General features: G+C 70.6%; 16 protein-coding genes. 5 read left to right on the top strand and 11 right to left on the bottom strand.

Translation table 11 applies throughout. The features are described from left to right. Window positions 1-38: 38 nt before the first annotated feature. The 9 genes from Ssi02_RS09990 to Ssi02_RS09950 all read right to left on the bottom strand — a co-directional run bounded on the left by Ssi02_RS09990 (window position 39) and on the right by Ssi02_RS09950 (window position 8,365). Window positions 39-1,463 (bottom strand): acyl-CoA carboxylase subunit beta, encoded by a 1,425-nt coding sequence (locus Ssi02_RS09990; protein ID WP_204024001.1) that lies wholly within the window; start codon window positions 1,461-1,463, stop codon window positions 39-41. A 12-nt stretch (window positions 1,464-1,475) separates the two neighbouring features. Next, window positions 1,476-2,708 carry a beta-ketoacyl-ACP synthase II gene (gene fabF / locus Ssi02_RS09985; protein ID WP_204023998.1) on the bottom strand — a complete coding sequence of 411 codons (1,233 nt, stop codon included), beginning with the start codon at window positions 2,706-2,708 and terminating at the stop codon, window positions 1,476-1,478. 161 nt (window positions 2,709-2,869) lie between these two features. Further along, a complete protein-coding gene (locus tag Ssi02_RS09980) occupies window positions 2,870-3,109 on the bottom strand; it encodes an acyl carrier protein (protein ID WP_204023995.1) in 240 nt (79 codons plus the stop codon). A 68-nt stretch (window positions 3,110-3,177) separates the two neighbouring features. Beyond that, entirely contained in the window at window positions 3,178-4,134 is a 957-nt protein-coding gene (locus Ssi02_RS09975; RefSeq protein WP_204023992.1) for a beta-ketoacyl-ACP synthase III, read from the bottom strand. After that, on the bottom strand, window positions 4,131-5,027 hold the full coding sequence (locus tag Ssi02_RS09970) for an ACP S-malonyltransferase (protein WP_204023990.1): 897 nt from the start codon (window positions 5,025-5,027) through the stop codon (window positions 4,131-4,133). Before Ssi02_RS09970 ends, Ssi02_RS09975 begins: the two co-directional genes overlap by 4 nt. 108 nt (window positions 5,028-5,135) lie before the next feature. Continuing rightward, entirely contained in the window at window positions 5,136-6,254 is a 1,119-nt protein-coding gene (locus Ssi02_RS09965) for a PucR family transcriptional regulator (RefSeq protein ID WP_204024383.1), read from the bottom strand. A 70-nt stretch (window positions 6,255-6,324) separates the two neighbouring features. Further along, window positions 6,325-6,774, bottom strand: a complete 450-nt coding sequence (locus tag Ssi02_RS09960; protein ID WP_239128761.1) for a DUF350 domain-containing protein — start codon at window positions 6,772-6,774, stop codon at window positions 6,325-6,327. Window positions 6,775-6,785: 11 nt separating this feature from the next. Then, on the bottom strand, window positions 6,786-7,946 hold the full coding sequence (locus Ssi02_RS09955; protein ID WP_204023988.1) for a glutathionylspermidine synthase family protein: 1,161 nt from the start codon (window positions 7,944-7,946) through the stop codon (window positions 6,786-6,788). Between the two features lie 8 nt (window positions 7,947-7,954). Next, on the bottom strand, window positions 7,955-8,365 hold the full coding sequence (locus Ssi02_RS09950) for a hypothetical protein (RefSeq protein ID WP_204023986.1): 411 nt from the start codon (window positions 8,363-8,365) through the stop codon (window positions 7,955-7,957). Between the two features lie 203 nt (window positions 8,366-8,568). On the opposite strand from Ssi02_RS09950, the gene Ssi02_RS09945 reads away from it, so the two are divergent. Next, on the top strand, window positions 8,569-9,297 hold the full coding sequence (locus Ssi02_RS09945) for a helix-turn-helix transcriptional regulator (protein WP_204023984.1): 729 nt from the start codon (window positions 8,569-8,571) through the stop codon (window positions 9,295-9,297). 321 nt (window positions 9,298-9,618) lie between these two features. Then, window positions 9,619-10,149, top strand: coding sequence for a hypothetical protein (locus Ssi02_RS09940; protein WP_204023982.1), 531 nt, complete (start codon window positions 9,619-9,621; stop codon window positions 10,147-10,149). Here Ssi02_RS09940 and Ssi02_RS09935 read toward each other — a convergent pair. Together Ssi02_RS09935 and Ssi02_RS09930 are read right to left on the bottom strand one after the other, a co-directional pair. Continuing rightward, entirely contained in the window at window positions 10,073-11,347 is a 1,275-nt protein-coding gene (locus Ssi02_RS09935) for a sensor histidine kinase (protein ID WP_204023980.1), read from the bottom strand. The two genes, Ssi02_RS09940 and Ssi02_RS09935, sit on opposite strands and share 77 nt — an antisense overlap. Before the next feature lie 5 nt (window positions 11,348-11,352). Continuing rightward, window positions 11,353-12,000, bottom strand: coding sequence for a response regulator transcription factor (locus tag Ssi02_RS09930; protein ID WP_204023977.1), 648 nt, complete (start codon window positions 11,998-12,000; stop codon window positions 11,353-11,355). Window positions 12,001-12,184: 184 nt separating this feature from the next. Between Ssi02_RS09930 and Ssi02_RS09925 the strand changes: the two genes are divergently transcribed. Genes Ssi02_RS09925 through Ssi02_RS09915 form a run of 3 tightly spaced genes read left to right on the top strand, consistent with a single transcriptional unit; the run spans window position 12,185 to window position 15,227 of the window. Further along, entirely contained in the window at window positions 12,185-13,243 is a 1,059-nt protein-coding gene (locus Ssi02_RS09925) for an efflux RND transporter periplasmic adaptor subunit (RefSeq protein ID WP_239128760.1), read from the top strand. Further along, entirely contained in the window at window positions 13,240-14,025 is a 786-nt protein-coding gene (locus tag Ssi02_RS09920) for an ABC transporter ATP-binding protein (protein WP_204023974.1), read from the top strand. Before Ssi02_RS09925 ends, Ssi02_RS09920 begins: the two co-directional genes overlap by 4 nt. After that, the gene (locus Ssi02_RS09915; RefSeq protein ID WP_204023971.1) at window positions 14,022-15,227 is read left to right on the top strand and encodes an ABC transporter permease; all 1,206 of its coding nucleotides are present in this window, start codon (window positions 14,022-14,024) and stop codon (window positions 15,225-15,227) included. The genes Ssi02_RS09920 and Ssi02_RS09915 overlap by 4 nt, the downstream gene beginning before the upstream one ends. Window positions 15,228-15,363: the final 136 nt, after the last annotated feature.

Raw genomic sequence — 15,363 nt, 5'->3', positions numbered from 1 at the left:
CCGTGCCCCCGGCCGGTGGGCCGGGGGCACGGCCGGGGCTACAGCGGGATGTTGCCGTGGGCGCCGCGGGCCGGGGTGGCTTTGGCGAGGACGGTGGCTATGGTGCTGCGGGTGGTCTCGGGGGTGATGATGTCGTCCACCACGCCGAGTTGGACCGCACGCTGGAGGCCGCCGGCGCTCTGTTCGTGTTCCTCGGCCAGTTTGGCCTCCAGGGCCGGCCGGTCCTCTTCGGGGCACGCGGCCAGTTCGCGGCGCTTGAGCACACGCACGGCCGCCACGGCGCCCATGACGCCGAACTCGGTGGTGGGCCAGGCGAAGACCTTGGTGGCGCCCAGGGAGCGGGAGTTCATGGCGATGTAGGCTCCGCCGTACGCCTTGCGCGTGACAAGAGTGACGCGAGGCACGGACGCCTCGGCGAAGGCGTGGAGGAGCTTGGCGCCCCTGCGCACGACGCCGTCGTGTTCCTGGCCGACGCCGGGGAGGTAGCCGGGCACGTCGACCAGGACGACGAGCGGCACCCCAAAGGCATCGCACATGCGCACGAAACGGGCGGCCTTCTCGGCGGAGGTGGCGTCGAGGCACCCGCCGAGGCGCATCGGGTTGTTGGCGATCACGCCGACGGTGCGCCCGCCGAGGCGGCCGAGGGTGGTGACGATGTTGGGCGCCCACTTGGGGTGGAGTTCGACCCCTTTCTCGTCGAGCAGGCCGTCGACGAGCGGATGCACGTCGTAGGCGCGGCGCGGCGAGTCGGGCAGGAGTGCGCTGAAGTCGACCTCTTTCACCGAGTCCGGGCGGACCCGCCCCTGGTGGCCGAGGAGGACGGCGAGGCGCCTGGCCTGGAGCAGCGCTTCGGCCTCGGAGTTGGTGACGACGTGCACGACGCCGCTGCGCTTGCTGTGCGGCTCGGGGCCGCCGAGTGCCCGCATGTCGACGTCCTCACCGGTGACGCTGCGCACGACGTCGGGGCCGGTGACGAAGATGCGGCCCTCGTCGGCGAGGATCACGAGGTCGGTGAGGGCGGGGCCGTAGGCGGCTCCGCCGGCGGCGGGGCCGACGACCACGGAGATCTGCGGGACGACGCCGGACGCCTTGGTCATCGCGGCGAACACGCGGCCGACGGCGTGCAGCGACTCGACGCCCTCGGCGAGCCGCGCACCGCCCGAATGCCAGATGCCGACGATCGGCACCCGCTCCCGGACGGCCACGTCGTAGGCGTGCACGATGTGCTCGCAGCCGTCGGCGCCCATGGCTCCGCCCTGGACCCGTGCGTCGCTGCAGAAGGCCACGGCCGGCACACCTTCGACCCGGCCCATGGCGGCGAGCACGCCGCTGCGGTCCTCGGGCGTGATGAGACGCACCGAGCCCTCGTCGAAGTAGGCGGCCAGTCTGAGGCCGGGATCTCGTGGGTCGCCGGACTCACCGGGTGTGGCCGACGTCACCCCCCGGCTGTCGAGCACGGTCATCGCGGTGTCCCCTCATGCGGTGGTGAAGGCGACGGCCACGTTGTGGCCGCCGAACCCGAAGGAGTTGTTGATCGCGGCGATTTGACCCTGCGGAAGTTTGCGCGGCTCGTCACGGACGATGTCGACCTCGACACCGTCGTCGAGGTCGTCGATGTTGACGGTCGCGGGCACGATGCGCTCACCCAGGGAGAGGATCGTGAAGACCGACTCGATGCCGCCCGCTCCGCCGAGCAGGTGGCCCGTCATCGACTTGGTGGCGGTGATGAGCGGGTGGGTGCCGATGACCTGCTGTACGGCGCTCGCCTCGACGACGTCGCCCGCGGGGGTGGAGGTGGCGTGCGCGTTGATGTGGTGCACGTCCTCGGGGGCGAGGCCGGAGTTGGCGAGGGCGCGGCGCATGGCGAGCATGATGCCGGCGCCGGTCGGCTCGGGCTGGGCGATGTGGTGGGCGTCGGCGGAGTAGCCGACGCCGGCGGCGACGGCGTAGATCCGCGCCCCGCGCGCCTTGGCGTGCTCCTCGGACTCCAGCACGACGATGCCTGAGCCCTCGCCGAGCACGAAACCGTCGCGGTTCTTGTCGAACGGGCGCGAGGCACGCTGCGGCTCGTCGTTGCGGGTGGACATGGCGCGCATGGCGGCGAAGGAACCCACGTTGAGCGGGTGGATGGCGGCCTCGGTGCCGCCGGCCACCACAACGTCGGCCCGGCCGGAGCGGATCATCTCGATGCCGTAGCCGATGGACTCGGCGCCGGTGGCGCAGGCGCTGACGGTGGCGTGCACGCCCGCCGTGGCGCCGAACTCCAGGCCGATCCAGCCCGCCGCCCCGTTGGGCATGAGCATGGGCACGGTGAACGGCGAGAGCCGGCTCCAGCCCTTTTCCTTGAAGGTGTCGTAGGCCGACAACACGGTGGTGATGCCACCGATGCCGCTGCCCACGACCACTCCCAGCCGCTCGGAGTCGACCTTGGGGGTGCCGGCGTCGATCCACGCCTGGCGGGCCGCGATCAACGCGAACTGCTCGGCGCGGTCGAGCCGCCTGGCCTCGGGCCTCGGCAGGACCTCACTGGGGTCGACGGCGGCCTCGGCGGCGAACCTCACCGGGACCAAGTCCACCCAGTCCGCGGTGAGGTTGCGGACGCCCGACCGGCCGGCGAGGAGCGCCGACCAGGACGACGCGACATCACCACCGAGAGGCGTGGTCGCGCCGAGTCCGGTGACGACGACGCGAACCCGGTTCGTACTCACTGTCTGCGCTCCTTGTGCTCAATCGAGGGACCGCCGTCCTCCCGGTGGGTCCCTCCGTGCCGCCGTGCCGTGTGTGGCCCGGTCGAGGTGGCCTCGTAGTCCGGGCACACGGGGCCAGATGATGAGGGTCGGCGCGTGGTTGGGATCACGCGCCGGACACGTTAGTTCTGGATGAAGCCGATGACGTCCTTGACCGTCTTGAGGTGCTTGAGCTGGTCGTCGGGGATCTCGACGCCGAACTCGTCCTGCGCGGCGACGGCGATCTCGACCATGGAGAGCGAGTCGATGTCGAGGTCGTCGACGAAGCTCTTCTCCGGGGTGACCTCGGAGGCCGGGATGCCGGTGATCTCGTTGACGATCTTGCCGAGGCCTGCGAGGACATCCTGCTCGGTGAGGGCCATGTCGTACATTCTCCTTGGTTGGGTTCTTTTTTTATGGAATCGCACCCCCACAGAGGTGCGATGTAAGGCTAGGGGATCTCGATCACCTGGGCGGCGTAGGTCAGCCCCGCGCCGAATCCTAGGAGAAGCGCCAGGCCGCCGGAGGGCACCTCGCCCCGCTCGATCATGCGGGACAGGGCCAGCGGGATCGAGGCGGCCGAGGTGTTGCCCGCCGTCACGATGTCCTTGGCGACGACCGCGTGCGGCGCGCCGATCTTGCGGGCGATGGCCTCGATGATGCGCAGATTGGCCTGGTGGGGCACAAACGCCGCGAGCTCGGCGGGGTCGACCCCGGCCCGCTCGCAGGCGCGCAGCGCGACGGGGTGCAGCGCGGTGGTCGCCCACCGGAACACCGTCTGCCCCTCCTGGCGGAGGTGGGACTCGCGGTCCTTGATCATGATTGCGTCGTATTTGTCGCCGGCGCTGCCCCAGACCACCGGTCCGATGCCGGGGGTCTCGGAGGGCACGACGACCGCCGCGCCCGCGCCGTCGGCGAAGATCACGGAGGTGGCGCGGTCGTCCCAGTCGATCCACTGGGAGAGCTTCTCGGTGCCGACGACCAGCACGTTGGTGGCCGAGCCCGAGCGGATCGCGTCGCTCGCGGCGGCCAGGGCGTAGCAGAAGCCGGCGCACGCTGCGTTGACGTCGAACGCGCCGGGCGCGTCGATGCCGAGCCGGTGCGCGACGCGGCCGGCCGCGTTGGGGATCGGGGCCTCAAGGGTGCAGGTCGCGACGATCACCAGGTCGATCTCGCTCGCCGCGAGGCCGCTGGCCGCCAGGGCCTTGCCGCCGGCCTGCACTGCGAGGTCGACCTCGCTCTCGTTGGCCGAGGCGATGCGCCGCTCGACGATGCCGACCCGGGTGCGGATCCACTCGTCGGAGGTCTCGATGCGCGCCGCGAGCTCGTCGTTGGTCACGACGTTGGACGGCTGATAGCCGCCGAAGGCGAGGACACGGGCCCCGGGGATGCTCGGCATGAGTCTCATCGGAGGGCCTCCCTGGCCGTGTCGAGGTCTTCCGGAGTCTTGATCGCGACGGTCTTGACCCCCGGCATGGCCCGCTTGGCCAGACCGGTGAGGGTGCCGCCGGGCAGCAGCTCGACCAGCGTGGTCACACCCATGCCCGCCATCGTGGCCATGCATGCGTCCCAGCGCACAGGGTTGCCGACCTGGCCGACCAGGCGGGCGAGCGCGTCGGCCCCGGAGGGGACGGCCGCGCCGTCTGCGTTGGACAGCAGCGGGACGGACGGGTCCTTCGGGGTGATCTCGGCGGCGGCGCCGCGGAGGTGGTCGATGGCCGGGGCCATGTGCGCGGTGTGGAACGCCCCCGCCACCGCGAGCGGGCGCAGCCGGGCCTTGGCGGGCGGGTCGGCCTTCAGCGCGTCGAGCTGCTCAAGCGTGCCGCCGGCCACGATCTGACCGGCGCCGTTGACATTGGCCGGGGTCAGGCCGTGGCGCTCAAGCGCCGCCAGCACCTCGGCCTCGTCGCCGCCGAGAACGGCGGTCATGCCGGTCGCCGTCACCGCCGCGGCCTTCGCCATCGCGTGGCCGCGCTCTCTCACCAGCGCCAGCGCCTCCTCGTCGGTCAGCACACCCGCGATCGCGGCGGCGGCGAACTCGCCGACGCTGTGACCCGCGACCACACCGGGAGTCACGTCCAGCGCGGCGGCCGCGGCGAGCGCGGCGGCCACGAGCAGTGGCTGGGCGACCGCCGTGTCGCGGATGCGGTCGGCGTCGGCGGTGGTGCCGTGGGCGACCAGGTCAATCCCGACGATCTCCGACCAGGCGGCGAGCCTGTCGGCGACTATGGGCAGCTCAAGCCACGGGGCGAGGAAACCAGGAGTCTGGGCCCCTTGACCCGGGGCGACGATAGCGTGCACGAAAACCACCATGCCCTGTAGAGGTTCGCCACACGGATGGAGATCCGCATGAACTTTTCGCAGTCATTGTTGTAGGGAACCTACAGTAGGGGGTTATGCGTGAATGCGTTATCGGTCGGCGTGCGCCGAGATTTCGGACAACCGGCCGAGGATCAGCCCGACCTGCAGCGTGAACGCCGACCTGCCCTCGGTGGGCTGGTAGCCGGTCAGCTCCGTGATCTTCCTTAGACGGTAGCGCACTGTGTTGGGATGCACGAACAGTAGACGCGCCGTGGCTTCCAGAGAAGTTCCCTGCTCAAGGTAGGTCGCGAGCGTGTCGAGCAGCGGAGTCCCCGCGAGGGGGAGATACACGTTTTCCACCAGTTGCATCCGGGCGTCGCCGTCCCCGTCGATGGCGCGCTCGGCCAGGAGGTCGTCCGCGTGCACCGGGCGCGGCGCGTCGGGCCAGCCCGCCGCGGCGCGCAGCCCCGCGATGGCGGCCCGCGCCGAGCTCGCCGCCGCGTGCAGGTCGGACACCTCCGGCCCGATCACGATGGGGCCGTCGCCGAACCTCGGCACCACCTGCTTGGCCGCGTCGTTGACGCTGCCGGCGCCGCCCACGATGACGATGAGCCGGTCGCCCTGCACCCCGGCGAGCAGGTCGAGCCCGGCCCGCCTGCCCTTGTCGCGCAGGCCGTCGATCACCGCCCGCGGGTCGTCGTCGGGCGCGCGGCCGGCGAGCACCACCACGGGCGAGGAGGTCCAGCCGAGCGCGGCGGCCCACGAGTGCAGGCCGTCGTCCACCTCGCCCCGGACCAGCGCGTCCACGATCAACGCCTCAAGCCGCGCGTCCCACGCGCCGCGCACCTCCGCCTCCCGCGCGTAGACCTGCGCGGCGGCGAAGGCGACGTCACGCGTGTAGCGGAGCATCGCCTGCTGGAGCTGGTCGCCGCCGCCGGGCGCGGCGAGATCGTCGACCTGCGCCTCGACGACCTCGACCACGACGCGGACCACGTCGACGGTCTGCTGGAGCGAGATCGAGCGCTTCAGCTCGCGGGGCGCGGTGCCGAAGAACTCCATGCTGGGGGTGGGCCGCCCCTCGTCGACGTGCTGGAACCACTCCACGAAGGCCGCGATCCCGGCTTGGGCCACCAGGCCGACCCAGGAGCGGTCCTCCGCGGACAGCGCGCGGAACCACGGCAGCCTCTCGTCCATGCGTGCCATGGCCGCCGTGCCCAGCGCCCCCATGGCCCGCTCAAGTCGCCGTGTGGTGTCCTCGCGTACCCGATCGCTCACACCACTAGGGTGCCAGCTCGTTTCAGATGACTGCGACGGAGGTGATGAGGCCGATGGCCAGGTGTGTCACCGCGAGGAGGCGAGTGCCCGGTTGCAGCTCGGCCTGCTGGACGAGTTCGCGCACCGAGATTCCGGCCACGAGATCGAAGAGCAACATCGCCACGGTCTGTACGGCGATGCCCACGAGGCCGAACACCGCGGTGGCCAGCAGGCCCTCGTGGAGCGCTCCACTGGACGACCAGATGGAGGCCGCCACGATGAGCCCGACCGCCGCCAGCCCCGCGCTCGTCAGCAGGGTGGCGTTGGGGTTCCGCTCGGACTTGATCAGGCTGCTGAGCTTGCCCGGCGTGGCCAGGTCGATGACGTAGAAACCGACGATCAGCAGCACCACGCCGAGCAGGGCGTAGGCGCCGATCGCGAGAGCGCCGCGGCTGAGGGTGTCTATGAGGGGGGAGGCGACCATGGCGGTCATGTGGAGCTCTCCTAGAGTTCGATTCTGTGGGGGACGAAAGACGAGGTGTCATCGGTGATGAGCCCCGCCGTCTCCCGTATGCCGAGTCCTGCCGCCTCGTCGTGCACGATCCACGCGCCGAGCACCGGCCGCTGCCCGTCGAAGTCGGGCAGCGGTAGGAACTCCTGGTAGACGAAGCCTTCGGCGCCATAGGACCCGCCGGTCTGCGACGTGTGATCGGGGCTGACGATCCTCATGCTCGCGCCCTCCCGCCCGAGCAGCGGTTTGGCGATGTAGGAGGTCATGTCCCGGGGTCCGTCGAGGTAGGCGGGCAGCAGGTTCGGGTGGTCCGGATACAACTCCCACAGGATCGCGAGCAGCGCCTTGTTGGACAGCAGCATCTTCCACATGGGCTCGATCCAGGTCGAGGCGGGCTGGTGCCGTACGGCCAGTTCGCCGAACGGGTCGGCCAGCGCCCACTCCCACGGATAGAGCTTGAACAACGACCGCACGACGCGGCCCTCGAGATCCACGAAACGGCGGTTGACGCCGTCGAAGCCGAGGTCCTCGACGGCGATCGCGATCGTGGTGAGACCCGCCTGCTCGGCGGTCTCCTGCATGTAGGCCACGGTCATGGCCTCCTCGCCGGTCCTGTCCATGGCGGTCCAGGCGAAATGGCATGGTCCTGTCGGCAGGACGGCCGACAACTCCCGCCAGCGGTCGATCAGTCGCTCGTGGATGGAGTTCCACTGATCGTCGCCGGGGTGGGTGTCCTTCAGCCAGAACCACTGCACGACCGAGCTCTCCAGCAGGCTCGTCGGCGTGTCGCCGTTGTATTCGAGCAGTTTGGGCCGCGCGCTCCCGTCGTAGCGCAGGTCGAACCTGCCGTAGACGTGCGGGTCGCGCCGCTCCCACGACTGGATCAGCTCTGGCACCGCCCATTCGGGGACGGCGAACTCCCGGAACCGGCCGGCGGTCACGATGTGCTCGACAGCCGCCAGGCACATGCGGTGGAGCTCCTCCACCTGTTCCTCCAGGTCGAGCACCTGGTCCATGGACAGCGTGTAGTGCACGCTCTCGTCCCAGTAGGGCCTGGTCAGACCGGACGGGTGTGCCGTGCGGTGGTAGGCCAGGCCCTGGGACTCGACGATGCGTTCCCATCCCTCGCGAGGAGTGGAGCGATGACGTCTCACTCCGCCGCTCAGCCTCCCCCGGACCCGCGCCCGCCGAAGCCGCCGCGCTGGATGACCGTGCCCGACCTGCTGACGATGCGCACATCGGAGGGCTTCACGGTGGAACCGCTCATGACGCGCCCGTTCACGTGGCGGCCCCCGTAGTACCAGTAGTACGAGCCGTACGTGCGGATGTAGGTGTTGCCGTCGTCGTCCTCGCAGTGGTCGTCGTCCACCACCAGGTACGAGCCGTCGGGGTTGTAGTCGTCCCAGTCGACGCAGTCCGCGTTGACCTCTCGCTCCTCGTCGTCCGCCGTGGCGAACCCCACGATGACCAGGGAAATCACGCTGACGCCGGTCACGGCCACCGCGATGCTGGCCTTGGTCCGGAAACTGCGCTTCTTCTTGGCGGACTCAACGGATTTGGCGCCGGCTGCCATCGCACTCCTATGTCGACAATGCGCATTCTCCGTTGTCCCCCACGCTCCGGGAAGTGCACCGACCGCGACAGGACAGATACCTGGCGATAGGACAGCCCGAAAGAACGCCAAACCGGAGAAGGCCCAGTGCAAGCAGGGTAGCGGTGTCCCATTTACGGTTTCAAACCCGGAAACTGTCGGTGGCGCCGCGTAACGTGCCGGATGTGAACCGTACCGATCGGCTTTACGCTCTCGTCGAAGAGCTGCGCGCGATCTCCCCCAGGTGCAGGTCCGCACGTGAACTGGCCGTCCGCTTCGAGGTCAGCAAGCGCACGATCGAGCGGGACATCGCCGCGCTCCAGGCCTCGGGCGTGCCCATCTACGCCGAGCCGGGGCGGCGCGGCGGCTACAGCCTCGACAAGACCATGTCGCTGCCCCCGCTCAATTTCACCCCCGCAGAGGCCGTCGCCATCGCGGTGGCGCTCGGCCGTGCCGGCGGCCAGCCGTTCGCCCGTCACGCGCGTAGCGCGCTGCGCAAGGTCGTGGCGGCGATGCCCGCGCCCGATGGGCAGCGCGCCCGTGAACTCGCCGCCAGGGTGCGGCTGCTGGACCCCGAGCCGCAAGCGGGGCCGGCTCGCGATCCGGCGCCCCCTGACACGGTGGCGCGGGCCATCGACGACGCACTGCTGCGCAGGCAGGTGCTGCGCATCGGCTACTCCGACCGCAAGGGCGAGGTCACCTCACGCGACATCGAGCCCGCGGTGTTCATCGGCGGGGTGGGCGGTTTCTGGTATCTCGTCGGGTGGTGCCGCCTGCGCGATGACGTGCGCGTCTTCCGGCTCGACCGCATCGCGGCGGCCGAGCCGACCGGCGAGCGGTGCCCGGAGCGCCCCCCTGAGCGTTTCGTGACCGACCTGCCCGACGTGATCGTCCGTAATCCCCAACTCGACTAAAACACCGACATAAGGCTGTCGCTAGACCAGGGCAGAGTAGTGATCGCCGGTTTTCCGGGATCGCCCGGGGCACGCCGCCGACCGCCGAACGGCGGCGCGCCCGGGCCACGATCACGCCCGGACCGATCTCCTGATGCCGAGTACGGCACAGCCCGCCAAGCGCGTGCCGAGTACGGCGAAGCCTGCCGATCGAGACTCGCGCCTTTGATGCCGAGTACGGCAAAGCCCCCCGGATCACCGCTTACATGTCGCTAACCCCGGCCCCCGTAGGAATGGACGCGAGCCGGACAGGCGTGCGACCTGCCGGCCGGAGGTGAGAAAGTGAAGACTCCCCGGACCCTCGCGCTGATCACGGTGGTGTTCCCCGTGCTCGCGCTGGCCGCGTGCGGGAGCGAACAGCAGGGCACAGGGGTGGCCTCCCTGGCGGGCACAGGCGTGGCGGCGTCGGCGTCGCCCTCGCCGACCACCTCCAGCGACCCGCTCAAGTTCGCCCGGTGCATGCGCGAGAACGGCATCGACATGCCCGACCCGGACGGGCGCCCGAAGGTGAACTTCGGCGGGGCGGAGGTGAACAAGGAGGCGTTCGCGAAGGCGCAAAAGGAGTGCGGAAAGTACATGGCCGGGGGCATGGGCGCCGACCGCTCAGACCCCAAGGTCAGGGACCGCATGCTGAAGTTCGCCCAGTGCATGCGGGAGAACGGCGTGAACATGCCGGACCCCTCAGAGGAGGGCGGCATGATGCGCAGGGGCGACGTCAACCCCGAGTCCGAGACCTTCAAGAAGGCGATGGAGGCCTGCCGGCAGCAAGCCTCCCCACGCGGGAAGGACGAGAACCCGGCTCCGGGGAGCTGATGACGTTGTGCCACGGCTCGGCCGGGAGTCCCACGGTGACGTCCAGGCCGCCCTCCGGAAGGGCGGCCGCCCTGACGGTGCCGTGGTGGGCGACGGTGATGGCGCGCACGATGGACAACCCGAGCCCGCTGCCCCGCGCCGATCCCACCCGGTCGCGCTGCCGCCTGAACGGCTCGAACAGGCCGTCCACCTCGTAGTCGGCGACTCGCGGCCCGGAGTTGCGCACCCGGAAGGACACGTTGTCTGCGTGCCGGGTCAGCTCCACGGTCACGTGGCCGCCCTTCACGTTGTACTTGACGGCGTTCTCGATGAGGTTGACCATGCAACGCTCAAGCAGGGTGGCCTCGCCCTGCACGGTCGTGTCGCCGGGATCGCGGCTTTGCCGTACCTCCGCGGAGATCGTGATCCGCCGCCGGTCGGCGGCGGGCTGGAGCTGCTCGACCGTCAGGCGCAGCAGATAGGCGAGATCCACCGGCCGCACGTCGATCGGCTCGTGCTCGGACCTCGCCAGCAGCAGCAGGCTCTCGATGAGGCGCTCATGGCGGGCGTTGGTGTTGAGCAGGGCGGTGCCGAGGGTACGGAGGTCCTGCGAGGCGTCGGGCTCCTCCAGGGCGACCTCCAGCAGCGTGCGGTTGATGGCGAGCGGTGTGCGCAGCTCATGGGAGGCGTTGTTGACGAACCGGCGCTGGGCGTTGAAGGCCCGCTGAAGCCGGTCGAGCATCGCGTCGAAGGTGTCGGCGAGCCGTTTGACGTCGTCCTGCGGTCCGGAGAGCGCGATGCGCTCATGCAGGGTGCTCTCCGACAGGCGCTGCGCGGTGGCGGTGACCTGCTGGAGGGGGCGCAGGGCGCGGTCGCTGATCAGGTAGCCGAGGACGACGGCGAGCGCGGTGAGCGCCAGCGCGATGATCATGGAGTTCCTGATCAGGTCCTCCATGACGGCGACGCGCCCCTGCTCGATCTCCGCAATAAGCTGATCTTTGGTTATCACGTGGGGGCCCGGCCGCCGGGCCACAATGGGCGGCACACCGCTCTGCGTGGCCAGGCTGACCAGCCGGGTCTTGAACTCGCTGCCCATCGCCTGGGCGGTCATGAGGTAGGTCACCCCCACAAACGCCATCGAGCCGACCAGGAACAGCGTGCCGTGCAGCAGGGTAAGCCGGCCGCGCAACCCGAGCCCGGCGGCCCGACTGCGCCCCATGCCGTTCACAGGCGGTATCCCATGCCGGGCACGGTCTCGATGACCTGTGGCTCGCCGAGTTTCCTGCGTAGCGTCGCCATGGCCACGCGCAGTGCGCCGGTGCCGGACTCGTGGTGTTCGTCCCAGGCTCTGCGCAGCAGCTCCCGCGAGGTCAGCGCGCTACCACCGGCCCGCATCAGCTCGGTGAGCAGCGTGAACTCCTTGCGCGCCAGCGCCACCTGCCGCCCGTCGCGCACGACGGTACGGCCGGCCGGATCGAGCGTGATCCCCGCCCGGGTGAGCGCCGACGCCCTCGGCCGGGCGGTGCGCCGGGCCAGCGCGCAGATCCGCGCCACCAGCTCGGCGAACGCGAACGGCTTGACCAGGTAGTCGTCGGCCCCCGTGGTCAGCCCACCGACCCGGTCGCCCACGAGGCCCGCCGCCGTCAGCATCAGCACCTGCTCGGGCCGGTCCCGCAACTCCCTGCACACCTCGTCGCCGTGTACCTCGGGCAGGTCCCGGTCGAGCACCACCACGTCGTAGGACGTGTACCCGAGCCGGTCGAGCGCCTCGGCACCGTCGTACACCACGTCCACCGCCATGGCCCGCCGCCGGAGTCCCCGGGCGATTGCGGCCGCCATGTCCACCTCGTCCTCGACGACCAGTACTCGCATGAATTCCTCCAGGTAGCGCGCGATGCAAGAGACATCGTGGGGCCAAGCCCGTTAGGGCCCGGTAAGCAAAATCCACCAAGCCTCCCGGCTTACGTGGCGCTAACTCCGGCCGGGATAGCAATTCACCGCATGAAGGCGGAAGGACCGCCTAAGTGGAGGTGTCATCGATGAAAGTGGGGTTCGGGTGAAGCGTCGTAAAGGGCTGCTCCTCACCGGCGCCGCCGTGATCACGGCCGGGGGGCTGGTCGCCGCCTTCGTCACGGTGGGGGACGGAGCCGCGGAGGAGGCGGCTCCGAAAGCGGCGGCTCCCGCGACCACCCCGATCGGCAAAGGCGACCTGGTGGACACGACGGCGGTCGACGGCACGCTCACCTACGCCGGCGAACACGTGATCAAATCCGGCGCCTCGGGCACGGTGACCGCCCTGCCGAAGGAGGGACGGGTGATCCGCCGGGGACGCGCCCTGGTCAGGATCGACCGGAAGCCGCAGGTGCTGATGTACGGCACGGTCCCGCTTTACCGCACCCTCCAGCTCGGGGTGTCCGGCGGCCCCGACGTGAAGCAGCTCGAAAGCAACCTGAAGGCCCTCGGCTACGGCGACGGGATGACCGTCGACGACACGTTCACCTACGCCACCCAGCAGGCCGTGATCGACTGGCAGGACGCCGTGGGCCACACGGAGACCGGGGCGGTGGACCAGAGCCAGGTGACCTTCCTGCCCGCCGCTGTCAGGGTCGCCGACCTCGGCGCCGCCGTCGGCGACAGCGTCAACCCGGGGCAGAAGGTGTTCACCGGCTCCGGCACCGGCCGGGTCGTACAGGTGGACCTCGACACCGGTGACAGCACCCTCGCGCGCAAGGGCGCCGCCGTCACCGTCGAACTGCCGGGCGGCAAGGTGGTCAAAGGCAAGATCTCCATGGTCGGCACCACCGCCAAGGCGCCCGCACAGGAGGGCGGCAGCTCCACCATCGACGTCGAGATCAAACTCACCGGGAAGAACACCGGACAGTTCGACCAGGCCCCCGTACGCGTCAACCTCCGGAGCCGGCGCGTCAAGGACGTGCTGCACGTCCCCATCGAGGCACTGCTCGCCCTCAGCGAGGGCGGATACGGCGTCGAGATCGTCGAGAACGGCAAAGCCAGACTGGTCGGCGTCAAAACCGGCGCGTACGGCGGAGGCCGCGTGGAGATCTCCGGACAGGGCCTGGCCGAGGGCATGCAGGTGGGGGTGCCGGCCACGTGAGCACGACGACGTCCGGCGGCCCCGTAGTCGAGCTGACGGGGGTGCGCAAGGTCTACAACGGCCACGTGGAGGCGCTGCGCGGAGTCGACCTCACCATCGAGGCCGGGGAGCTCGTGGCGATCGTCGGCCCCTCCGGGTCCGGCAAGTCCACCCTCCTGCACATGATCGGCACGCTGGACAGGCCCACCGAGGGGACCGTGAGGATCGCCGGCTACGACGTCGGCGCCCTCTCCGACCGCGAACTGTCCGCGCTGCGCGCCCGCAGGCTCGGCTTCGTGTTCCAGCAGTTCCACCTCGCCCCCGGCGTGACCGCGTTGGACAACGTCGCCGACGGCCTGCTCTACACGGGCGCCCGCATAGGCGAACGCCGCCGCCGCGCCGCCCTCGCCCTGGAGCGCGTCGGGCTCGGGCACCGGCTCGACCACCGGCCGCACCAGCTGTCGGGTGGCGAACAGCAACGTGTCGCGGTGGCCCGCGCCGTGGTGGGGGACCCGCCGCTGCTTCTCGCCGACGAACCGACCGGCAACCTGGACTCCCGCTCGGGGGCCGAGGTGCTGGACGTGTTGTCCGGGTTGCACGCGGCGGGCACGACCGTGGCCGTCATCACCCACGACCTCGGCATCGCCGCGTGGGCACCCCGCCGGGTGCAGGTGATGGACGGGCTGATCGTGCCCGACTCGGGCACCGCCGGTCCCGGAGGCGGCGTTTCCGGCAAGAGTGCTTCAGACCGTCTGAAGGCGTACAAAGCCCGCCCGGACGGCGGCGACAGGGTGGTGTCATGACGCGGTTGCTCCCTGAGAGGCTGATCCCGGCAAGGCTCGCCCCGGGCGATGTACTGCGGGTGGGCGCCGCCGGGCTCCGCGCAAGGCCCGCCCGGGTGGTGTTGTCGGCGCTCGGCATCGCCATCGGCATCGCCACCATGATCGCGGTCGTCGGCGTCTCCTCCTCGTCCAAAGAGGAACTGCTGCGCCAGCTCGACCGGCTCGGCACCAACCTCCTGACCGTCACCCCCGGCCAGACCCTCTTCGGCGAGTCGGCCAAACTGCCGAAGACGGCAGTCGAGATGGTCGGCCGCATCCCTCCCGTGGAGACGGTCTCGGCGACCGGCTCCACCGAGGCCAAGATCCGCCGCACCGACCGGATCCCGGAGGAGATCACCGGTGGCATCGCCGTACAGGCCACCACGCTCGAGCTTCTCACCACCCTGGAGGGACGGGCGTCCGCCGGCGTGTGGCTGAACGAGGCCACCGCGCGGCACCCCTCGGTCGTGCTGGGGTCGGTGGCGGCCGAGCGGCTGGGCGTCCGGCACGTCGGCGTGCGGGTGTGGATCGCCGGGCGGTGGTTCACCGTGACCGGCATCCTCGACGCGCTGCCGCTCGCCCCCGAGATCGAGCGGTCCGCGCTTGTCGGCTGGGCCGCCGCCGAGACCTATCTGGGCTTTGACGGCCACCCGACCGCCATCTACGAACGCTCCGCCGACGGCGCCGTGGAGGCGGTGGCCGCCGTGCTGTCGCGTACGGTAAGCCCGGAGAACCCCGAGGAGGTCGACGTGAGCCGCCCCTCCGACGCACTCGCCGCCCGCGCGGCGGCCGAGGGCGCCTTCACCAACCTGCTGCTCGGACTGGGCGGCGTCGCCCTGATCGTCGGCGGCGTCGGGGTCGCCAACACGATGGTGATCTCGGTGCTCGAACGGCGGCGCGAAATCGGCCTGCGCCGGTCGCTGGGGGCGACCCGGGGGCAGATCCGGCTCCAGTTCCTCGCCGAGTCGCTGCTGCTGTCGGCGCTCGGCGGGATTATCGGAGTGGTGCTCGGAACGTTCGCCAGCTTCGGCTACGCGATGTGGAACGACCTCCCGGCAGTGGTGCCCCCCTGGGCGGTCGGCGGAGCCCTCGGCGCGACCCTCCTGATCGGCACGGTCGCCGGACTCTACCCGGCAATGCGCGCAGCCCGCCTGTCACCCACGGTCGCCCTGGTCACGGCCTGACCTCAGCTTTCGTCGACGCGCCGGCGGCCGGGACATCCCCGCCCGCCGGCGCCCACCTGCGGGCACACTCGCGACGCCGAGGCGACCTGGCCTGCGACGCGGGCATGCAGGTCGCCGGTGACATCGCCTTTGGTCG

Origin of the sequence: Sinosporangium siamense (assembly GCF_016863435.1) — a bacterium.
Lineage (GTDB): Bacteria > Actinomycetota > Actinomycetes > Streptosporangiales > Streptosporangiaceae > Sinosporangium > Sinosporangium siamense.
Note: the sequence above shows the minus strand (reverse complement) of the source record. Positions and strands in the feature narration are given on the sequence as shown.